The following is a 20,930-nucleotide window of genomic DNA, read 5'->3' as shown; positions in this document are numbered from 1 at the left end:
TTAAATTTTAATCGTGCAGAAAAGTTACGACTTCATGCTCTTTTGGTAAATTCTCTCTACCTCTAATACCGCGATTACCATATTCCGTTAGAGCTTCTTTTAAAATTTTATAAAGCTCATCTAACGAAATTCCATCAAGACTAGAATTGATGCCTTCCAGCTTATATTTTATAAAAAAGGGGTTATCGACTAGCATTTTACTTGTGGTTTCGTCATAAATTCGCCTTATATCAAGCTCGATATTTTTATCTTTATAATGAAGCAACCAAATATCTTCACCCGTGTAGCCATCTCGCGGATCCGGCATAGATGCCAAACATACATGAATAAGCCAAGCATCTCTTTGCCTATCGATAACCCAATTCATCCAATCGGTATCATTATCCTGGATTGGGTATGTGTAATTGTGTTTCATCAGTAGCTCGTTCATATTGCTTAAAATATCATATTGCTTCAAGTCCTCTTTTGAAATATATTCTGCTACAAACGCCATCTAGCCCTCCTTGAGAAATTCTATAATTTAAATTTAATCACTCGTATACAGACCGAACAAAGACGAGAGCTCAAATTTAACGTCTTTGTCGCTCAACAATTTATTATTCGGCACTGCAATAATGCCCGATTTAAACCTATACAATATATACTTTTTAAATTTAAATCCGTTGAGCGCCAAGAAAACAAAATGATGTAGCATGGTGATTAAAAAGAATATTGGACTTACCAAATACCTAACCATTCTCTTTCTCCTATTTTTTATATCTTTGATCCATATATTTACGTCTTGCTCATTGTACGGTATCAACGCCCAAGTTACCGATACGAGATCGTCTTTTTGCAAAATTTCGGTTTTAAATTTCATATGTTCGTCTATATGGTCGAATGAAATTTTATCATCATAAAATTTTGTAAAAAACTTATTGCAAAATTCTTGATAGGCTATTTTTATCTCCCAAAAAATACTAAATAAAATTCCGAAAATCCCTAGCGTTAATGACGCCCTTCTCATCATTTCTTTATGCGGATCCAGCTCCGGCGTTAAATTTAGCAAGACAAAAAACAAGAATATAAGCACGCCCGTTATTTTATTTGATATAGTAAGCCTAAAAAAGTAGTCGTTTTCTATGATTATCGGCTCTTTGTCACGGTCTTTCATAATATTTTCCTTCTTTAAAATCGCGCATGATTTTACCTTAACAGCGCTTTGCGAGGGATTAAAATTTTAGCCTTGCCGTACCTCATAAATTTTTAAAATTATATTTCTATGCATATGCCGATTATTCAAAGACAAACTTCCCGCTCGTTTTCGATAGAATTTTAAAATTTCGATTTAAATTTCTAGCCCATGCAGAAAATGCGCTTTAATCCAAAAAGCATAGAAAAACGCAGCCTTGCACAGAAATTCAAGCGCTTTGTCGCTCGCCACCTCTTTTAATTTTAGCGTCTAAAAATACGCAGAATTTCACGCCGTATAGGTAGAAAATCCAGCTTATGTAGATCCACAGAAAGAAAAATAGCGCGACCGAAAACGAGCCGTAGATGCTAAGATAGGTTTTGTTATAAAAGACGTATTGCGCAAAAACCAGTCTTGAAAGCCACCATAAAATCGATGCTACGAGCGATGAGGCAAGCACCGCTTTTGCGCGGATCTCGCGGTTGATCGCCGTAGCATAAGTAATCGCAAAGATCCCCCAAACGATTAAGTAGGGTAGAATTTTAAGCAAATTTATCCAGCTTGTAAGCTCGGTTTTATTTAGTAGCTCCTGAAGCTCGCCGCTGATATAAAACGATGCTCCAAGCCCTACAGGAGCGAGCGTCATCAGCGTCCAGTAGGTGCTTAGGCTCTTAAAAAAGCTTCGCTCGGGTGAATGCGAAATGCGCGCGATAATCGCTTCAAAGTCTCCGAAAAACAGCACCGACGTAACTAACACTGCGCAAAAGCCCGTTACGCCAAGGCTTAGTCCGTTTGCCATAAATTCCTCGATATAGTGTGCCATGCTCGCTTGATTTGCAGGCAGGAAGTTTGAAAAGATAAAGCCCATAATCTTATCGTAGTAGCCTTTGAAGCTTGGTAGCTGCATAAAGACGCTAAGCGAAACCATCAGCACCGGCAGTAGCGCCAAAATAGTGTGAAAGCTAAGGCTTGATGCATGGTGCATGAGCTCGGTATCGTAGAGGCGGAAGAAATTTTTGAGTCGGTTTTGCGCTTGCTTAAGCGCCGGTATTAGTTTTTTCATACGGGCGATTTTACATTAAAATTTTAGAATTTCATATAAATTTGCGCAATTTTTCTTTTGTATCTCAGTATATCGTCTATGAAATTTTAAACTGCGAAAATGCGACTACAAATATATAAATTTATATCTCGAATTTAGTCTAAATTTAGGAAAATTTTTCTAATATGCTAAAAAATAATATTAAATATATCCATAACGAAGGGAAAATAATGGAACGAAGGAAAACGATGAAATTTAAAATTTCATTAGCGGCATGTATGTGCCTACTATGCAGCAGTTTGGCTGCAGCGCAAAGTGGCGGTAATTCTGCGCCTGAAAAGTCGCAGAATATGGGCGTAATCGAGGTAAATTCCGTCGGCGATAATATCAGCGAGAGCGGTATCGACGAGGGCTTTTTGAGCAAAAACGTGCAGCATGGTATGCTTGCGGGCAAGCGCGCTTTGGATCTTCCCTATCAGATCAACACGATCAGCAAGGAGATTATGAACCACCAAGGCGTCACCGGCTACGAGGAGGCGGTCAAATACTTCCCCTCCGCGCAGATTCAGATGCGCGGCGGCGCTACGGTCGGACGCCCGCAGACACGCGGCTTTGAGGGTAGCGTCGTAGGCAACAGCTTCTGGGACGGCTTTTATACGATTTCGACGACGGCGATTCCGATGGCGATGTTTGAGAGCTTTCAGGTGCAAAACGGCGTCGCAGGCTCGCTCTATGGCGCGCAAAATCCGGTCGGGATTTTCAGCTACACGCGCAAGCGCCCTGTAAAAGATCAATACATCATCTGGAGCGATTACATGTCGCGAAGCAACCTAGGTCTTGGTCTTGATCTATCCGATAAATTTGAAAAATTCGGCTACCGCACGGTATTTTACGGATCAAACGGCGACAGACAGCCAAAGGGTTCAAATTTACAGCGCCGCTTAGCCAGCGTCACGATGGAATTTTATCCGACGGGCGATCTAACGTTTGAAACCGCAGCGAGCTATTACGAGCACAATACTAAGGGCTTTGCAGGGCAGTTTGCTCTCGGCGTGCGAGACGGCAAGATCGTAGACGGCATGGAGCTTCCAAAGGCGGTGGATTCCTCAAAACGCGGTCTTGGGCAGAGCTTTGGAGGAATGCATCTAAAAACTACTACCGCAAGCGCGAAATTTAAATACTCACCGACGGATAGGCTATATTTCGAGGGCGGCTTTCAGTTTCAGCGTGCCGATCGTGATACTCACGGCGTCGTAAACTACATCTTGCCTAGCACGCATCCGCAATATACGAAGCCGGGTGATTATTATACTCAACACAGCGGCGGTGCTACGGCAGCATATAGATATGACCTGCCAAGCGGCTATCTCAAGGCCAACACGCAGTTTGACACGGGCAGCGTAGGGCACGATTTTAGCGTGCAGACCAACGGCTATCACTGGACGCAGGATAGATATAAGATCGCAAGCACCAACTACACCTCGCCTACCATCGGCAATATCTACGATCCTAAAATTCTAAATTACACCGGCGCTAGGCGCGGAAGCGGGTTATATCATTTCGCAGTCATAGATATGTATAACGTCTCGGTGCTAGACGATATTACGATAAACGATAAATTTGACGTAATGTTAAGCGCATCTAAGGCGTGGATGAGGCAGGAATCCTACAATAAAAACGAGCAAAGACTTGTCAAAGCCTATAGCGATTCGGGCTATAGCTGGGCGGGCAGCTTGATCTTTCATCCGATAGAGGACGCTAGCATCTACTACACTTACGCAGATAGCTTACAGCAGGGCTCTACCTATGTTTATAAGAGCGGTCTGCATCGCGGGGAAGTGGTCTCCACGTCGCCGTATCGCTCCAAGCAGCACGAGATCGGCGCTAAGATCCGCGTAGCCGATATGATCGATTTTAGCGTGGCGTATTTTGATATACGCCGCCCGATCGCCTACCTAAATAGCTCTACCGGAATCTACGGCATAAACGGCGAGCAGCGCAACCGTGGATTTGAGTTTATGAGCGGCGGACGAATCACCGAGAATTTAAGCGTGCTAGGAGGCTTTACCTACATCGATCCTAAGATGCATAACGTAAAAATCGCGGGTGCTAATCGCAAGGTCGCAAACGGCATCCCTAAAATCAATGCAAATTTAATGCTTGATTACGTGATCCCAGGCACCGATAAGCTTGCGATCAGCACAAATTTTCACTACACCGGCAAGATGTATCTGGACGATCTAAACACTCAGCACACCCCTAGCTTTTTCGTTACCGATATCGGCATTAGATACACGAGCGAGCACCTTTTAGGCGATAAGACCACGCTACGCTTCAATGTAAATAACGTATTTAACAAAAAATACTGGGCGGGAATGTATCCTGCGAGCGCCGACGGTGCGGGCGGTCTTAACGTAACTAGCGTGCTAGGCTCGGCAAACGGCGTAACGCTAGGCGAAAGCAGAAGCTTCATGCTCTCTGCGGAGGTGAAATTTTAAAATTTGGCGGGTTTAAAATTTCTACTTCGGCGGCGCGAATGGTTATAGCGCCGCTTTTAAATTTATGAAATTTTATCGCCCTAAGCGGCGAGATTAAATTTAACGAGGCTTGGTTTTAATTCATTTTAAAATTTAAGCCTCACTTTTGGAATTTCAAACTTTGATTTTAAAATTTCGATCTTAAAATTTTAAGTCGCCGCGCCTCAGCTTGCCTGCAAAAATTTATCCGCGCGCGGTTTAAAATTTAGCCGTTTTTGGTTATAATCTTTGCAAAACCACGAAACGGAGAGCAATGAAACAGATCCTTATCATCGCAAGCGGAAAGTTTGCGCGCCATTTTTTATCCCAGGTTTATAAGATCAAAGACGTCGTGCACAATTACCGCGTCGTCGCAAAAAGTGCGCTTAGCGTCCCCGAGGCGCTGCAAAAAGAGCAAAATTTCAGCATCGAAATTTTTGATCCCACGAGCATTGAGCGGCTGCGCGTGGTGCTAGCAGAAGAGGAATTTGACCGCTGCATAGTGATAATGGAGGATGAATTTGATACTAAAGTAACGCTTGAAAATTTAAAGACGCTCGCTCCGGATTTAGAGCTTTACGTGGCTGATTTTTGGGGGCTTTTGCGCGAGAATAAAAACGAGGCTCATGTAAAAATCGTAAATACCCTTGCGCTAAATTCCTCGCGCTTCATCGGTTTTTTACCCGATAGCCCCGTTTTTGCTGATAACATCGGGCTTGGACGCGGAGAGATAATGGAGGTAAAAGTGCCCGTAGGAAGCTCGTTTGCGTATAAAAAAATCAGCACGCTTTCTAATGCTAAATATCAAATTCCGATGATCTACCGCCACAATAATTACATCGTAACGACGCCCGGCTCGCGGATATATCCGAATGATACGATCTTGGTCGTGGGTGAGCCTAGTGCGCTGCGAGCGGTGTTTGCTGAAGTAAAAAAGCAAAGCGGGCAATTTCCATCGCCGTTTGGGCTAAATATTTTCGCGCTAATCGATATGAAAAAAATGAGCGGCGACGAGATAGCTAGGACGGTTAGAGCGCTTGAGTTTTTGGATTTACATATTAGAAATCATAAAATTTATCTGCGAATTTTAAATCCTTTGCTAAACGACGCTTTTAGCGAGCTTAAAGCGCTGTGTGAGCGGGATAAATTTGAAATTCTCATCGATTACTCGGGCGAATTAAATTTAAAGCGCGACGTGAGCGAAAATAAAGCGGGCTTGGTAATTTGCTCAAGCGGAGTTTTCGAGGCTAAAAAAGCAGCACTTAAAGCGCTTGAAATCCCCGTGTTAAGCCTTGGAGAGGGCGAGCTAAAAGATGTGCGTAAAAGCGTCGTGCTAAGTGCTGGCGAGCGGCTTCGCGAGGAATCAAGTATCGTCTTTGACATCAGCTCGCAGCTAGGGCTAGACGTGTATTTGTATCTTTTCGGCGAGAGCGAAAAGGGCGAGTTTGCGCAAAGCTACGTGAGCTTATCGAAGCTTTTTAAGCAGAGTTTATTCGTGATTCCTTGCGAGCGGCAAAATCCGATTTTAGCGCTAGGTAGCGAGCGAGATCTGCTGCAGTTCGTGCCATTTAATGATAGAATTTTGGCGCGCAAGCTCACGTCGATTTTTAATCAGGATTTGGATCAGATGTATTTTAAACTCGGCAAAAATCATCAAATTTTCGTTCCGAGCGATTACGGGTATGAAAAGTAATCGAAATTTATGTTACAATTACCCAAAAATCAAAGGCTAGCGTATGAAAATCGATCTTAATTTAGGCAAAAAATACAGCGTTTTTATCGACGAATTGCAAGAGATCAAACTCAAAGGCAAGGTAGCGATCATCACAAATCCCAAAGTAGGCGGGCTGTGGCTTGATTTCTTACTGCAGCGGCTAGATTGCGAGCAAAAATTTATCATCACGATCCCAGACGGCGAGGAGTATAAAAATACCGCGAGCGTGGAGCAAATTTTAGAGCAGCTTTTTAGTTCCAAGCTTGATCGCAAAAGCACGCTCATCGCTCTTGGTGGCGGTGTTATTAGCGATATAACGGGCTTTTGCGCGAGTATTTATGAACGCGGCATCGATTTTATCAATATTCCGACGACCCTGCTAGCGCAAGTGGATGCGAGCGTCGGCGGTAAAACGGGCGTGAATAATCGCTTCGGCAAAAATTTAATCGGCTCATTTTACCAGCCGCGCGCGGTTTATTGCGAGAGTAAATTTTTATCGACGCTTCCTGCGCGGGAGTTTGCCGCAGGCGTTGCGGAGGCTGTAAAGATGGCTGTATGCTTTGATGTCGAACTATTTAAATTTTTCGAGACGCACGATCTAAAAAGCGCCGATGAAATTTCGCACGTAATCGCTCGCTGTGTGGAGATTAAAGCGGGCGTCGTAGAGCGAGACGAGCGCGAAAGCGGCGTGCGTGCAGTGTTAAACTACGGACACACCTTTGCTCACGCTATCGAAAAAATTACTAATTATAAAAAATTTTTGCACGGCGAGGCTGTTGCGATCGGCATGGTGATGGCAAATGCGCTAGCGCGTCGCCTCGGTAAACTAAGCGGCGAACAGGAGGAGCAGATCCGTAAAGTGCTTCAAAAATTCGCGCTTCCGATAAAATTCCACGTAGAGGATGCAGCGGAATTTTACGAGCTGTTTTTTCTCGATAAAAAAAGCGAAAACGGCAAGATAAAATTTATCCTGCCGGATGGCATTGGTAAATTCTACGCTTCCAAAGAGATCGCAAAAGATGAAGTAATCGCAGCGCTGAAAGAGTTTGAATGAGAGCGCTTGCGGCTATTTTTTTGATTTTTAATCTTGCATTTTGCGAGGCAAATTCTACGCTCTCCGCCGCGCATACGCGCTTAGAATCTAACGCTAGCTCTGCCGCTAGTGAGAAGAAAGATGAAAATTCCAAGCTATCCGCGTCGCTAAAAGATCAGATCCGTGTTATTGACGATGAGATTAAAAATAATATCTGGATCTCTCGCTTTTCAAATTTCATCGGCTATCAAAATTTACAAAAGCAATCCAGCCAGCTCGAAGCGGAGCTAAAAAAGAGCGCCGGCACCGATAAGATCGCGGAGATTCAAAAAAGACTTCGCGCCGTAAAAGAGCAGCTCATACTGCTAAAAGAGTATGAAAAATCTCCGTTTTTAGATATCATCGCGATGCCTGAAACTCCCGAGCCTGCGCGTATTACAAATCCTTTTTCGATAATTTCCGGTTTTTCTACGATTAGAAATTTGCAAGCTCAAAAGATGGAGCGGAAAAACGCCATCGAAAATATTAAAGCTTTAATCGATAAACTTGAAGCAAAAAGGGCGCTATATGAGCGTTTGATGCAGATTGATACGGACGCAAGCGCTGCGGCGGAGCTTAAAAGCTTAGATTATGAGCTTAGCGAGTTTAGCTCCGCGTACGAGATCGCACAGACTACGTACGACGTTTATGAAAAGAAGATCAACTCCCAAATCGCCATGCAGACCGCCGATATAAAAGCGCAGATCAAGCGCGCGGGAAACATCGCCGTATGGATACTCGTAGTCATCGCGCTGTCGTTTTTCTGCAAGGTGGTGGCGAAAAAATATATCAAAAACGACGAGAATTTTTATATCGTAAATAAAGCTATCAATGTTTTAAATTTCACGCTGATCGCACTGATACTACTCTTTTCTTACATCGAGAATATGACGCATTTCGTAACGGTTTTGGGCTTTGCCTCGGCAGGTCTTGCGATTGCGATGAAAGATATGTTTATGAGCTCTTTAGGCTGGCTTACGATCGTACTTGGGGGCAGCTTTCGCGTGGGCGATCGTATTAGAGTGCATAAAAACGGCGAGACCTACGTAGGCGATATCATCGATATTTCGGTGCTTAGGATGACGATTTTTGAGGACGTCACTATGACTACGTGGAGAGAAAATAAACGCGCAGGCAGGGTGATTTTCATACCGAATAATTATATTTTTACCGATCTTATCTCAAACTACACCCACAGCGGGCTTAAGACCGTCTGGGACGGCATTAGCATACTTTTAACATTTGATAGCAACCATAAAAAGGCGATGTATCTCATAAAAAACATCGTGCGGAAGTATTCTAAGGGCTACACCGACATTGCCAAAAAGCAGATGGGCAAGCTTCGTTCGCAATATAGTATCAAAAATCCAAACGTCGAGCCTAGAATTTTCAGCTTTTTCGAGCCATACGGCATTGAAATTTCGGTTTGGTATATGACGAACTCTTACGCGACGCTCGGGCTTCGCAGCAATATCTCGGCTGAAATTTTAGACGCGCTAAGAAGCGAGCCTGACATCAAGATCGCCTATCCTGCATACACGCTTTTTAACGGCAAAAATTATGCGGCGGCGGGCGGAAATTTTGCGGCGCAAGATCTCGGCTCCGAGCAGCAAGGCTCACAAAATTTAAACGCAGCGGAGCAGGGCGCTGGCTTTGCCACAGGAAGCGGATCCGGGAGCGAAATTTGAAAATTTATTTTAAAACGTTCGGGTGTCGCACCAATATCTACGATACGCAGCTTATCAAAAGCAACCTCAAATCGGGCGAGATCACGCACGACGAGCAGGGCGCGGACGTCGTCGTGATAAACTCCTGCACCGTTACGAACGGCGCCGACGCAGACGTGCGAAACTACGTAAATAAGATGAACCGCCTCGGCAAAAAGATATTACTAACCGGCTGCGGCGCGGTCTCGCGCGGCGAGGAGCTGTATAAAAACGGCGCGGTCTTCGGCGTATTCGGGATGTCGCAAAAGGAAAAGATCGACGAGTTTTTGGGCTCGGAGTCGAAATTTTACGATATCGGCGATCTAAGTAGCGTCGAAAAAAACCTGGTAAGCGACTACGAGGATCACACCAAGGCCTTTATTAAAATTCAAGAGGGGTGCGATTTTAACTGCAGCTACTGCATAATCCCCTCGGTGCGCGGCCGCTCGCGCAGCAGCTCTGAAGACGCGATCTTAAAAGAGGCGGCGAGCCTTGCCGCAAACGGCTTTAGCGAGATCGTGCTAACCGGCACCAATATCGGCAGCTACGGCAAAGTTGCGGGCACGAGCCTGGGCGCGCTGCTTCAAAAGCTGGGCTCGATCCGCGGAATTCGCCGTATCCGCCTAGGCAGTATCGAGCCCTCGCAGATCGATGAGAGCTTTCGCGAAATTTTATCCGAGCCCTGGCTGGAGCGGCATCTGCACATCGCGCTTCAGCACACTTCGCAAAAGATGCTTAGCATAATGCGCCGCCGAAATTCCGCGCTAAGGGATTTGGAGCTTTTTTGCGAGCTTGCGGAGCGCGGATTTGCGCTGGGGACGGACTTTATCGTCGCGCACCCGGGCGAGAGCGAAGAGATTTGGCTCGAAGCGGTAGAAAATTTCAAAAAATTTCCGCTCACGCATCTGCATGCCTTTATCTTTTCGCCGCGGCAAGGCACCGCTTCGGCATCGCTAAAAGGTCGCATAGACGGCAAAACGGCGAAGGCGCGGCTAAAGATGCTGCAAAACATAACGGCGCTGAATAATTATAAATTTCGTCTTTCGCACAAGGTGCCGCTAAATGTGCTGATCGAGCGGAAAAATGGAGAGTTTTATGAAGGATATGATCAATTTTATGATAAAATTTGGATCAAAAGCGATGAGGATTTGTCGAAAAAATGGATGGAGATAAGAGATTATGAGGTTAAATTTGATGGAAATTTTGCATAAAATCAAAAAAAGCAAGCTAAATATAATTCTGATTTTTTTAGTGCTGCTTATCGTTTTGCTCTCGATCGTTTATTTTAAAGACGATTCGCGATACATCACCGAGCGCGAATTTAGCGAGCTGGTGCGAAAAGATCAGATCAAACGCGCGCATATCGAGGACGGCACGCTAAGCTTTGTTTACGACGGCAAACGCTATAAAATTTTAGTCGATCTCGTAGATCTTAAGGAGCTATCAAATCACACTCTAATCAGCAAAGAAAAGGATGATGGCACGAGCGGTATTGGCGCGACGCTCGTGATTTTTACATTCGTATTTTTTCTCTTCGTGTATTATTTTGAAACCGTTTTGGCGCGGCGCCGTAGGCTGGACGGCGTAGGCGCTGCGCGTCAAGGCGGCGCAAACGCAGAGCTCGGCGATCTTTCGCCGAGCGTTAGCGACGTGAGATTTAGCGACGTCGCGGGCATCAGCGAGGTCAAGGACGAACTCATAGAGATCGTGGATTTTTTAAAAAATCCCGCAAAATACCGAAATTTCGGCATCAAGCTGCCGAAAGGAATTTTAATGATCGGCGAGCCGGGCGTCGGTAAAACGCTAATTGCAAAAGCCGTAGCCGGCGAGGCGGACGTGCCGTTTTTTTACCAAAGCGGCGCAAGCTTCGCCGAGGTCTTTGTGGGCGTCGGCGCTAGGCGGGTTCGCGAGCTGTTTGCGAAGGCCAAATCCTGCGCGCCTGCGATTATTTTTATCGACGAGATTGACGCGGTCGGCGGCAAGCGCGGTATCGGGCGCAACGATGAGCGGGAAGCGACGCTAAATCAGCTGCTGACCGAGATGGATGGATTTGAGGAAAATAGCGGCGTGATGGTAATCGGCGCGACCAATAAAATAAATTTGATCGACGATGCGCTGCTGCGCTCGGGGCGCTTTGATAGGCGCGTTTTTATCGGGCTTCCGAACTACAAAGACCGCATCGAAATTTTAAAAATTTACCTCGAGGGCAAAAGATGCAGCGCGAATATCAACAAAGTAAGTCGCCTCTGTGTGGGCTTTAGCGGCGCGGGAGTAGCGACGCTGGTAAATGAAGCCGCGATCAACGCTCTTAAGCGCGGCAGCGATACGATCGAGCTTAGCGATTTTGAAAACGTGCGAATGAGGGTCTTTTACGGCGTGCAAAAAAGTAGAATTCTAACCGAATACGAAAAGGAGATCCAGGCGTTCTATCAGGGCGCAAAGGCGCTTAGCGCGTATTGGTATTCGTTTGATTTCGAAAAGATCGAGCTTTTAAACGATAAATTTTTAAACGAGGATTTCGAGATCGAATCCAAAACGCAAATTTTAAATCAAATCAAAGTGCTTTTAAGCGGCATGGCGGCGCTACAGATCCATAAAAACGACGCTTTTTCAAATTCCGCTAGCGACGTAAAGCAGGCTATCGCGCTGGCGCAAAAGATGGTTTTCGAGCTCGCGATGGGTGATAGTTTCACCCCTAGTGCGCAGAGCGTGAATAAAATTTTGCAAGATTGCTACGACGAGGTTAGCGAGATAATCCGCACGATGCAGGATAAGCTAAATCAAATTTCAAAGCAAATTTTCGTCTATGAGTTCATAACTTTCGAGGATGTTCAAAATATCTGCGAATCTGATGGTGTGGAGCAAGAAGGAGTCTCCGCGCAAGAGCAGGATTTGCAAAAGCCCAAAGAAGATAGCGAAAGCTCTGAAAAAAAGCCGCAAGACGGCACGCTAAATTTCGATTAAATTTTAAAATTCCAATAAAGGAGAGGAAAATGGTAAAAATAGGTGTTCTAACAATAAGTGATCGCGCTAGCGCTAGCGTTTACGAGGATTTAGGAGGCAAAGAGATAATTGCCGTGATGGATGATTGGCTAACTTGTGAGAAGCAGTATTTTTATGAAATAATTCCAGATGAGCTGGAGCAGATCAAAGATAAGCTGATTTATCTTTGCGACGAAGCGGGTTGTGATTTAGTGCTAACTACGGGCGGCACGGGTCCTGCTCCGCGCGATGTAACGCCTGAAGCGACCGAAGCGGTAAGTGAGAAATTAATGCCAGGCTTTGGCGAACTAATGCGCGCAGAAAGCCAAAAGATCGTGCCTACGGCAATTTTATCGCGTCAGATAGCAGCGATCCGCAAAAAATCTCTGATTATAAACTTACCGGGCAATCCAAAAGCGATTAAAGAGTGCCTTTTGCCGGTATTTCCTGCTGTGCCGTATTGTATTGATCTAATGGGAGGAAATTACATAACAGCGGATGAAAATAAGATAAAAATATTTCGCCCTAAACGCAAATAATTCGCAAAATTTAGCAGGAATTAAATGATTTATGATATTATTTGGGCGCAAATTTAAGGAAAAATATGAAAATAAATCACAACGATATTTTGGAATTTCATAAATATTTTAGCAAAATCAGCCACAGCAAAGGTCGCATCCGTATCCGCGTAAGCCCCAAAATAAGGGAGTTGCGAGATAGCGTGAGCGAGGAGAGCCTAAAGGCCAAAATCGCCGCAATTCGCGGGATAAAAGAGTATAAATTTAACTCTCTAATCGGCTCGCTGACGATTCATTATGATGAAAGCGTTTTTCCGATGCACCTTTGGGAGCAGTTTTTAAGCGGCATCAGTTCGCCGGAGCTAGTAGCGCTTGTAAATTCCAATATAGAGGCGATTTCTTGAACGAAGAAGTATTGCGTAGTACTAAAAAATCGCGCAAAATTTCTAATAAATCTCGGAATTTAAATGAGGCGCAAATTGCAGATATCGCTCTTTTGCTCGAAAAAGAGGCACAAATTTTGCAGTTTTATTCGCTGGGCGCAGTTAAATTTCAAGATAAAAAGCTAGGAGAAATTCTATCTTTACGAGCTGGATTACTTGAGCGGGTGTTAGATTTTGCAAATTCTTGCGGGCTTGGCGCCACGCCTCCTGAAAATAGCAGTGAGGCACTGGCTACAAAAGGTATGAATGAGTTTTTGGCTTCCGCGCTTTTGATAGAAAAAAGCTCTATGATGTTTTATGACGATCTAATTAATTCGTGCAAGAACGCGCAATTTAAAGAGCTGCTGTATAAGGCGCAGGCGGTTTCGTATAATGAAATTTTGCCGATTTTAAAGGAATTAAATTCTAAATACGAGGCTGATTTAAATTCTTTGAATTTCACTGATTTATTAAATGAAATTTTAAAAAATCCGCAGGGATTAGAGCGGATATTTCAAAAATACGATTTGCAAAATATCTTAAATAGCGCATTTTTCAATTTAATTAAAGGAATTTTGCAGAAAAATTAAATTAGGATTGCAAAAATCTAAAAAAGTCGCTATAATATCAAAATCTATGTAAAGTTGATAAAATGACTTTATAATCTTAACACAAGGAGAATGAAATGCCGATCCCATTTCTAGCAGGTTTTGCGCTTGGTTGCGCGGCGGTTTACGCTTATAACAATCGAGATAAAATCAAAGAAGGTGCGAATAAAATCGTGAGCAGTAAAAGCGTCGAGGAGCTAAAAAATAGCGTCAAAGGCGGAGCGGAAAAATTAAGCAAAAAATCAAAAGAAATTTTTGCGGAAGCCAAAGAAGGCTTAGACGATGTCGCTGAGGCGGTAAAAGGTAAAAGAAAGTCTGGTAGCAAAAAAGCTGCGACAAGTAGTGCTAGCACTGAAACTGGCACTGCAAAAAAAACTAGAAAAAAACCGGGACCGAAACCGGGATTTAAAAGAACTAAAAAATCCACCGCGAGCGCTAAGACTGGCGCAACTCCGGTAGGTGAGACATCCGCAGCATCTACTACTCCGCTTAATATCCCGCAGATCGTAAAAATGGACGATAATTCTTCTGCTAAATTTACGTCCGCAGACGATAAATCAGAAAAATAGAGGCCTAAATGAATAGATCACTTACGACACAGCGTTCGCCGCTGGATCACGTTTTAAGCGGCGCTATAGCGGGGGCGATCGGCGGTTGCGCCGTAGAGCTCGTTAAAGCCAAAGAAGGCAAGAGCAAATCTAAAGCGATTCGCGATGCGCTGGATATTGCGCTAAGCGGCGGTATCATCGGCGGCGGCGCGATTTACAGCGCAAATAAGCTCGTACAAGGCGAGTATCTACGCGCAGCGGCAGGCGTCGCAGTATGCGTAGGCGCGCTCATTGCGGGTAGAAATTTTATTCTTAAGGTAGGCAATGAGTAATCCCTATATCACAAAAAAAGATTTGAAAGAAATTCTAGACGATTACGATTTTGGTGACAACAAATATGCTAGCAGCTCTGCGGGTAGCTTTGCCGGCGATGAAAAGCTCGGCGGTTGGGCTAAATGGATAAACGAGCGGGTAAATTCTGCACCTTTTAATAGCTCAGCCTCCGACAATGGCTCGGATAGTAAAAATTCCGCCGCTCAAAGCTCAAGCGATGTAAATTCTACTCAGGGCTCCGCTTTCGGTGGAATTTTTAATTCCTTGGGTAGCAGACAAAACGCGAACGGCTTATTTGGTAGCAACTCATTTATCACAGGCATCGTTCTGGGGGCCGCAGCGACCTATTTTCTAACTGACGAAAACGCGCAAAAAAAGCTTTTTAAGCTCATCGCAAAGGGTACCGAGATGTTTCAGATGGGCGTTGAAGAGATGAAGGAGCGATTCGAAGACGCCAAGGCAGAGATGCAAGAGTAGTCGATGCAAAATTTTAAAATTTTACATGAGACTAAATCTAGGCTGCGCATAAAGGTCGCGGGCTTTAAAGGGCTCGATACGAGCGCGCTGCAAAGAGTCGCTGCGAGGCTTGAAGGCGTAACGGAAGCTAGATTTAACGCTAAAATCGGCTCTTTGATCCTTAGGCTTGACGCAGGCGTAAATAAGGCAGGAATTCTAAAGCAACTTGAAGTTTTAAATTTAAGCGAGCTAAAATCAATTATCCCCGCTAACCATAAAAATTTGCCAAGCAAAAACGAATTTATTTTAGCGCTTCTTGCGTTGGGCGGAAATTTAATCTTTCGCACTTCGCCTTTAGCGCGCGCATTTAGCATCGTAGCGTGCGTGCCTATCTTAAAAGAGGGCATTAAAGAAAGCTTTCGTCACGGGCTTACTTCAAAGGGCTTGGAGTCTGCTGCTGTGGGGATTTCGCTCGCTCGCGGCGACGTATTTGCCGCAAACAGCACCAACGCGATGCTCGCTCTTGGCGAATACATGGAGGAAAGCACCGTTTATAAAAGCGACGATCTGATCCGCGAGCTCGCCCGTCCTGACATCGCCGAGGCGTGGGTCGAGATAGATCAAGACGGCAAAAAGACCGAAGTCAAAATCGCAACTTCCAAGCTAAAGGTGGGCGACATCGTGGTCGTGGGCGCAGGCGATGTCATAGCCGTGGACGGGCACGTCGTAAGCGGCGAAGCGATGATAAATCAAGCCAATATGACGGGCGAATCGGTTGCGGTGAAAAAATCTCGCGGCGATAGCGTGCTGAGCGGCACGATCGTGGAGGAGGGTAGGATCCGTATCTGGGCGGAAAATGTCGGAGAAAACACGTCCACGCAGCGCATAAAGCACTACATCACGGCATCTCTTAACGAGCGCTCCAGCATCGGCATGCATACGACTCACTTAGCCGACAAGCTCGTGCCGGTAACCTTCGGGCTTGCGGGCGTGTCCTATCTGATAAATCGAAATTTTATGAGCGTAGCTTCGGTGCTGCAGGCGGACTACTCGTGCGCGCTTAAGCTGCCTACGCCGGTTGCTTTTAAGTCGAGCATTTCAAAAGCGGGCAAGAACGGGATTTTGATCAAAGGCGCCAAGGCTCTTGAGTCGCTTGCGAGTGCCGACACCTTCGTATTTGATAAGACGGGCACGCTTACGTACGGCAACCTGGAGGTCGCCGAGATCATATCGTTTGACGAGCGCTTTAGCAAAAACGATATTTTAAATTTAACCGCGAGCGCCGAGGAGCATTACTTTCATCCCGTAGCCGAGGCGATCGTGGATGCTGCCAAAAAGCACGGTTTTATCCACAAACACCACGACGAGGTGGAATTCGTCGTTGCTCACGGCGTTAAGACCAGCATCGAGGGCAAAAAGCTCATCATCGGCTCGCGCCACTTCCTGGAGGATGACGAGATGATCTCGTTTGCGGCGCACGAAGAGACCATCGATCTTGCGATGCAAAAGGGGCTCGCGCTGCTTTACATCGCATTTGACGGTAGACTTTTGGGGCTCATCGGGCTTAGAGACGAGGTGCGCGCAAATGCCCGCGCCGTTATCGCTAGGCTCCGCGAGTTGGGCGCTAAACAGATCGTCATGCTAAGCGGCGACGTGAGCTCAAAAGCCCGCGCCGTAGCCAAAAAACTCGGCGTAGATCGCTATTACGGCGAGTTGTTGCCGACGCAAAAGACCGAAATTTTAGAGCAGCTGAAAGCCGAGGGGCGGAAGGTAGTCTTCGTGGGCGACGGCATAAACGATGCGCCGAGCCTGATGAAGGCGGACATCGGCATCAGCATGCTAAACGGCGCCGAGATCGCCAAGGCTTCCGCTCAGATCGGGCTTTTGAAAAACGACATCGAGGGCGTCGCGCAGGTAAAGGCGCTGGCCAACGACACGCTGCGGCTCGTAAATCGAAATTTCAACGCCACCGTGGGGATAAATTCGATCATTTTATTTTTGGCGACTTTCGGCGCGCTAAGTCCCGTAGCTACGGCGCTGCTGCATAACGGCACGACGATAGGACTACTACTGAATTCTATCAAAGGGGTAAAATTTGAGCATTGAAGATAAAATTTTGGATCTAAATTTTCAGCGCAAAGCGGCTAAAGTGACGCTGGGATTGAGTATGGGTATCACGGCTCTAACCGCGCTGAATATGAACTCGCGTATGTCGCAGCTGCATAAAGTTTCGGGTGCAGTGATGCTGGCAAGCGCGATTTGGCACGCTAGCCTTTACGGCTCGCCATACAGCGAGTTTTTGCAAAATAGAAAAGCAAAGAGCAGGGGCAGAAAGAGATCCGTAGCAAATTTAGCCTTGCAAAATTTATCGGACGGCAAAAGCGTCTCCGCAAAAAGCGCTCCCGCAAAAAGAAAGCCTCGCGCGCGCAAAAGTGCCTAGCGGCATAGCGCGTCGCGGCTTTTGAAAGTGAAAGGATAGAAAACTCTAAAGCCGCTAAATTTCTTTAGACGCAGCCGCCGAATAAAACGTCGTAAGCGGTGAAATTTGCGCCGTTTGCGGCTAAATTTACTATTTTATTAATTATTTATCTATTTATCCATACAATTCCATCAAAATTTTAAGGAGAGACGATGAAATTAGTTTTATTGTTTTCGATATTGGCTAGTCTTGCTTTGGGGCTTGATTGCAACGCCAAGACCTATTGCTCGCAGTTTAGCAGCTGCGAAGAGGCGACGCGGTATCTGCGAGAGTGTGGCAGGGCTCAGGAAGGTGGTACTCAGCACACCGATGGCGACGGCGACGGCGTGCCGTGCGAAAAACAGCTGTGCGGCCGTAATGGTCATAAATTTAGCGGATTTTCTAGCGCGCGCGATGAAAAGAGCGAAGTTTCAAATTTAAAGGGCGCTGCCGACTCATGCGGTGCGGAGAAATTTAATGGTAGCGTTATAGCTATAAAATTTGCTTCATAAGTGCGAAATTTTATCTCGGCGCATCTTTAAATTTATAATATAAAGCGCGCCGCGATCTAATGCCGCTGTCCCGTCAAATTTGCATCGCTAGATTAAATTTCATTATAAGCGGGCCGATAAATTTTATGTTTATCGGCTGCGGGCAGTATCCGTTACCGAAATTTTGATCCCAAACGCCTCATAAATCCTTATAAATTTACCAGCCTTTACCTGCCGCAAATTTAAATTTCGCTACAATCGCTTTTTAAAATTTTGCGCCGAATGTGCGTAAAGAGGCTAAAAAGCCAAAAAAGCTAAATTTAAAGGATCAAGATGGATTTTACGATAGACGCCGTGGACGGCGCGGCGCGCGCCTGCACGATCCGCACGGCGCATAGCACGATCCGCACTCCCGTTTTTATGCCGGTCGGCACCGTGGGCGCGGTCAAGGCGCTCGATGCGACGGACGTAGAGCAGCTCCTGGACGCGCAGATAATCCTTGCCAACACCTATCACATGTATCTGCGCCCCGGCTCGCGGGTGGTGGCGGAATTCGGCGGGCTGCACGGATTTACGAAATTTCCTCGCAGCTTTCTGACCGACAGCGGCGGCTTTCAGGCTTTTAGCCTGCGCGCAAACACCAAAAATGACGAGGGTGGTATAAAATTTAAAAGCCACATCGACGGCAGCATGCATTATTTCACGCCGCGCTCGGTGCTCGATACGCAGTATGAGCTAAACTCCGATATTATGATGATTTTAGACGATTTGGTGGAGCTGCCGCGCGAGCCTAGCGCATTGAGCTTCGATGATAGATCGCGGCTTAAAAAGCGGATCGATCTAAGCGTCGCGCGCACGATAAAATGGGCTCGCGAGGCGATAGATTATCACGAGGAGATGAAATCTCGCGACCTGCACGCGCATCAAAACATCTTCGGCATCATCCAAGGCGGCACCGACCCGCAGGCTCGCAAATTTTGCGCCGAAGCGCTGTGCGAGATGAGCTTTGACGGACTTGCGATCGGAGGGCTTAGCGTGGGCGAGAAAAACGAGCTGATGTACGAAACCGTCGAGGCCATGATGCCATACGTCGATGCGGTGCGCCCGCGATATTTGATGGGGGTCGGCACGCCCGAGGATCTCGTCGAAAACGTCGCTCGCGGCGTGGATATGTTCGACTGCGTGATGCCTACGCGAAATGCGCGCAACGGCACGCTATTTACGAGCTTCGGCAAGATCAGCATCAAAAACGCGGGCTTTATCAGCGATCACGATCCGATCGATCCGCACTGCGACTGCTACACGTGCAAGCGCTTCAGCCGCGGCTATCTAAATCATCTATTTCGCGCGCGCGAGCTTAGCTTTTACCGCCTCGCTAGCATTCACAATCTGCACTACTACCTACGCCTTGCCGCGGATATGAGAGAGGCGATCGTACACGGGCGGTTTGCGGAGTTTAGGCGTGAATTCTATGCCACACGAAACATAGCGCGGGAGTAAATTCCTGCGAGGCTAGGGCGCGGAATTTAGCGCGATAGTTAAATTTAGCCACGGCGGCAGCGGGGCGGATTTTAATACGGTGCGCGGGCGGCTAAATTTAAACGCGACAAAATTTAGGCTATGAAATTTAATTAGCTTCGGAGCGTGGAATTTATAGCGCGAAATTTAAAATTTTAGTGGAGTAGGCTGAGCCGGTTCGGCTTTTTAATGCGAATGCAAAAGAGTAAAATTTTGGCGCTCACGATTAAAATTTATTGAGCCAAATTTTGATTCCGCAGATCTGCTAGCGGAATAGAAATCTAAATTTAAAGGACTAAATTTCGTTACGCGGCAGCTTAAATTTTAGCCTTTTTTATGCGGCGTAAACAGATGAACGAAAATATATAAAACGGCGCGGAGATTGCGAAAATAACGATATGTTTCCACGCCATGGTGTTAAAATCTATACCGGTGCTTTGCGCGATCTGCGCCGGAAGCCCGGCAAACGCGTCCATAACGCCGATCACAACGATAGCGCAGAGCTCCACGGCAAGCGCGATGAGAAACGGTAAGGAGCCCTTGGTCGTGAAGATGAGATACAAAAACGCCTTGAGCTTGTAGCAATACGATAGTAGCCCAAACAGTGCTACTGCGATGCTAAAGATCGCTATGTAGGCGTCAAGCCCTATGGCTTCGTTCTGCAAAACCGTGGCGACGACGCAGATTATCAAAAAGATATTGTAGCTCGTGATCTGCCGCACGGCGTATTGATCGTGTCTGGCGGCCGATAGAAAGATAAATACTTGATTTAGCGGCAAAATGTAGCTCAGCGCAAATATCAGATAGATAAACAGATCAAAGGTGAGCGAAACGGTGTTTTGATTGACATATTCTTGGATCTGCTTAAATGACAGCAGCGACTCGGTGATCTGAGCTCTAAAGATCAGAGCGATGCCGATTAAAATAAGCGGCATAATGTAGGCCTTGATGCCGCTCATTCGGATAGGGTTGGTGTAAATTTTACTCTCGAGGTTCTCGCCCTCGCGTGGATCGTCCATCTGCACGAACTCAAATCCAAAGAATTTCGGTTTTTTTGCACTCGCGGGTTTGGTTTTGCGAGGAAGTTTGAATTTTTTAAATTTTTTCGCGATTTTTGTTACTTTTGCGGCGGATCTATCCTCTGCGATATTTTCGGCGGAATTTTGAGGGGACGACTGCTCTGCTGTGTCTATCTCTATGAAATTTTTAGGATCAGAAATCCAGTCGTTATTTTGCTTTGTGGCTTCTTTTGCCTGTGAAGCCGCTTTTTGCGCCGCACGATCCTTGGATTTGGATGTGTCCATGCGCTCGATATTTATTGCGCTGGATGCTAGCGTGTCGAAGCTTACCTCATCGCCGTCGGTTAGGCTAGGAT

The 20,930-nt window shown here is 46.0% G+C and carries 20 protein-coding genes; 16 read left to right on the top strand and 4 right to left on the bottom strand.

Going from position 1 to position 20,930, the window contains the following annotated elements; all coding sequences use genetic code 11:
* Window positions 1-7: 7 nt before the first annotated feature.
* From Q0140_RS04790 to Q0140_RS04780, 3 genes are all read right to left on the bottom strand, one after another.
* The gene (locus Q0140_RS04790) at window positions 8-493 is read right to left on the bottom strand and encodes a hypothetical protein (protein WP_297962402.1); all 486 of its coding nucleotides are present in this window, start codon (window positions 491-493) and stop codon (window positions 8-10) included.
* A gap of 33 nt (window positions 494-526) precedes the next feature.
* Entirely contained in the window at window positions 527-1,153 is a 627-nt protein-coding gene (locus Q0140_RS04785) for a hypothetical protein (RefSeq protein WP_297962399.1), read from the bottom strand.
* A 247-nt stretch (window positions 1,154-1,400) separates the two neighbouring features.
* Window positions 1,401-2,234 (bottom strand): YihY family inner membrane protein, encoded by an 834-nt coding sequence (locus Q0140_RS04780; protein ID WP_297962397.1) that lies wholly within the window; start codon window positions 2,232-2,234, stop codon window positions 1,401-1,403.
* Between the two features lie 227 nt (window positions 2,235-2,461).
* Between Q0140_RS04780 and Q0140_RS04775 the strand changes: the two genes are divergently transcribed.
* From Q0140_RS04775 to tgt, 16 genes are all read left to right on the top strand, one after another.
* Window positions 2,462-4,711, top strand: coding sequence for a TonB-dependent receptor (locus tag Q0140_RS04775; RefSeq protein ID WP_297962404.1), 2,250 nt, complete (start codon window positions 2,462-2,464; stop codon window positions 4,709-4,711).
* 292 nt (window positions 4,712-5,003) lie between these two features.
* On the top strand, window positions 5,004-6,422 hold the full coding sequence (locus tag Q0140_RS04770) for a TrkA C-terminal domain-containing protein (protein WP_297962395.1): 1,419 nt from the start codon (window positions 5,004-5,006) through the stop codon (window positions 6,420-6,422).
* 43 nt (window positions 6,423-6,465) lie between these two features.
* Window positions 6,466-7,497: a 3-dehydroquinate synthase gene (aroB, locus tag Q0140_RS04765; protein ID WP_297962393.1), complete on the top strand. Its 1,032-nt coding sequence runs from the start codon at window positions 6,466-6,468 to the stop codon at window positions 7,495-7,497.
* The gene (locus Q0140_RS04760; protein WP_297962391.1) at window positions 7,494-9,203 is read left to right on the top strand and encodes a mechanosensitive ion channel family protein; all 1,710 of its coding nucleotides are present in this window, start codon (window positions 7,494-7,496) and stop codon (window positions 9,201-9,203) included. The genes aroB and Q0140_RS04760 overlap by 4 nt, the downstream gene beginning before the upstream one ends.
* Window positions 9,200-10,432 (top strand): tRNA (N(6)-L-threonylcarbamoyladenosine(37)-C(2))-methylthiotransferase MtaB, encoded by a 1,233-nt coding sequence (gene mtaB / locus Q0140_RS04755; protein ID WP_297962389.1) that lies wholly within the window; start codon window positions 9,200-9,202, stop codon window positions 10,430-10,432. Before Q0140_RS04760 ends, mtaB begins: the two co-directional genes overlap by 4 nt.
* Window positions 10,401-12,185, top strand: coding sequence for an AAA family ATPase (locus tag Q0140_RS04750; RefSeq protein ID WP_297962388.1), 1,785 nt, complete (start codon window positions 10,401-10,403; stop codon window positions 12,183-12,185). Before mtaB ends, Q0140_RS04750 begins: the two co-directional genes overlap by 32 nt.
* Before the next feature lie 29 nt (window positions 12,186-12,214).
* A complete protein-coding gene (gene mog / locus Q0140_RS04745) occupies window positions 12,215-12,742 on the top strand; it encodes a molybdopterin adenylyltransferase (RefSeq protein ID WP_297962386.1) in 528 nt (175 codons plus the stop codon).
* A 65-nt stretch (window positions 12,743-12,807) separates the two neighbouring features.
* Window positions 12,808-13,125, top strand: a complete 318-nt coding sequence (locus Q0140_RS04740) for an HMA2 domain-containing protein (protein ID WP_291936786.1) — start codon at window positions 12,808-12,810, stop codon at window positions 13,123-13,125.
* On the top strand, window positions 13,122-13,733 hold the full coding sequence (locus Q0140_RS04735; RefSeq protein ID WP_297962384.1) for a hypothetical protein: 612 nt from the start codon (window positions 13,122-13,124) through the stop codon (window positions 13,731-13,733). Before Q0140_RS04740 ends, Q0140_RS04735 begins: the two co-directional genes overlap by 4 nt.
* 95 nt (window positions 13,734-13,828) lie before the next feature.
* Window positions 13,829-14,320, top strand: coding sequence for a hypothetical protein (locus Q0140_RS04730; protein WP_297962382.1), 492 nt, complete (start codon window positions 13,829-13,831; stop codon window positions 14,318-14,320).
* Window positions 14,321-14,328: 8 nt separating this feature from the next.
* Window positions 14,329-14,631, top strand: coding sequence for a Cys/Met metabolism pyridoxal-phosphate-dependent enzyme (locus Q0140_RS04725; protein ID WP_177386687.1), 303 nt, complete (start codon window positions 14,329-14,331; stop codon window positions 14,629-14,631).
* The gene (locus tag Q0140_RS04720; RefSeq protein WP_297962380.1) at window positions 14,624-15,109 is read left to right on the top strand and encodes a hypothetical protein; all 486 of its coding nucleotides are present in this window, start codon (window positions 14,624-14,626) and stop codon (window positions 15,107-15,109) included. Before Q0140_RS04725 ends, Q0140_RS04720 begins: the two co-directional genes overlap by 8 nt.
* 3 nt (window positions 15,110-15,112) lie before the next feature.
* On the top strand, window positions 15,113-17,194 hold the full coding sequence (locus Q0140_RS04715; protein ID WP_297962378.1) for a heavy metal translocating P-type ATPase: 2,082 nt from the start codon (window positions 15,113-15,115) through the stop codon (window positions 17,192-17,194).
* A complete protein-coding gene (locus tag Q0140_RS04710; RefSeq protein WP_297962376.1) occupies window positions 17,184-17,528 on the top strand; it encodes a hypothetical protein in 345 nt (114 codons plus the stop codon). Before Q0140_RS04715 ends, Q0140_RS04710 begins: the two co-directional genes overlap by 11 nt.
* A 191-nt stretch (window positions 17,529-17,719) precedes the next feature.
* A complete protein-coding gene (locus tag Q0140_RS04705) occupies window positions 17,720-18,058 on the top strand; it encodes an excalibur calcium-binding domain-containing protein (protein WP_297949311.1) in 339 nt (112 codons plus the stop codon).
* A 312-nt stretch (window positions 18,059-18,370) separates the two neighbouring features.
* The gene (gene tgt, locus Q0140_RS04700; RefSeq protein WP_297962374.1) at window positions 18,371-19,537 is read left to right on the top strand and encodes a tRNA guanosine(34) transglycosylase Tgt; all 1,167 of its coding nucleotides are present in this window, start codon (window positions 18,371-18,373) and stop codon (window positions 19,535-19,537) included.
* Window positions 19,538-19,872: 335 nt separating this feature from the next.
* Here the strand turns inward: tgt and Q0140_RS04695 are convergent.
* Window positions 19,873-20,930 (bottom strand): hypothetical protein (locus tag Q0140_RS04695; RefSeq protein ID WP_297962372.1); only part of this gene is annotated, 1,058 nt, incomplete at its 5' end.

The organism is uncultured Campylobacter sp., assembly GCF_938045405.1.
GTDB lineage: Bacteria > Campylobacterota > Campylobacteria > Campylobacterales > Campylobacteraceae > Campylobacter_B.
This window is presented reverse-complemented; position numbering and strand designations above follow the sequence as displayed.

Coding starts and splice junctions, on each gene's coding strand:
- Q0140_RS04790 (WP_297962402.1), bottom strand. CDS start 493: ATGGCGTTTGTAGCAGAATATATTTCAAAAGAGGACTTGAAGCAATAT.
- Q0140_RS04775 (WP_297962404.1), top strand. CDS start 2,462: ATGAAATTTAAAATTTCATTAGCGGCATGTATGTGCCTACTATGCAGC.
- Q0140_RS04730 (WP_297962382.1), top strand. CDS start 13,829: ATGCCGATCCCATTTCTAGCAGGTTTTGCGCTTGGTTGCGCGGCGGTT.
- Q0140_RS04760 (WP_297962391.1), top strand. CDS start 7,494: ATGAGAGCGCTTGCGGCTATTTTTTTGATTTTTAATCTTGCATTTTGC.
- Q0140_RS04785 (WP_297962399.1), bottom strand. CDS start 1,153: ATGAAAGACCGTGACAAAGAGCCGATAATCATAGAAAACGACTACTTT.
- aroB (WP_297962393.1), top strand. CDS start 6,466: ATGAAAATCGATCTTAATTTAGGCAAAAAATACAGCGTTTTTATCGAC.
- Q0140_RS04750 (WP_297962388.1), top strand. CDS start 10,401: ATGAGGTTAAATTTGATGGAAATTTTGCATAAAATCAAAAAAAGCAAG.
- Q0140_RS04705 (WP_297949311.1), top strand. CDS start 17,720: ATGAAATTAGTTTTATTGTTTTCGATATTGGCTAGTCTTGCTTTGGGG.
- Q0140_RS04720 (WP_297962380.1), top strand. CDS start 14,624: ATGAGTAATCCCTATATCACAAAAAAAGATTTGAAAGAAATTCTAGAC.
- tgt (WP_297962374.1), top strand. CDS start 18,371: ATGGATTTTACGATAGACGCCGTGGACGGCGCGGCGCGCGCCTGCACG.
- Q0140_RS04780 (WP_297962397.1), bottom strand. CDS start 2,234: ATGAAAAAACTAATACCGGCGCTTAAGCAAGCGCAAAACCGACTCAAA.
- Q0140_RS04740 (WP_291936786.1), top strand. CDS start 12,808: ATGAAAATAAATCACAACGATATTTTGGAATTTCATAAATATTTTAGC.
- Q0140_RS04725 (WP_177386687.1), top strand. CDS start 14,329: ATGAATAGATCACTTACGACACAGCGTTCGCCGCTGGATCACGTTTTA.
- Q0140_RS04715 (WP_297962378.1), top strand. CDS start 15,113: ATGCAAAATTTTAAAATTTTACATGAGACTAAATCTAGGCTGCGCATA.
- Q0140_RS04770 (WP_297962395.1), top strand. CDS start 5,004: ATGAAACAGATCCTTATCATCGCAAGCGGAAAGTTTGCGCGCCATTTT.
- mog (WP_297962386.1), top strand. CDS start 12,215: ATGGTAAAAATAGGTGTTCTAACAATAAGTGATCGCGCTAGCGCTAGC.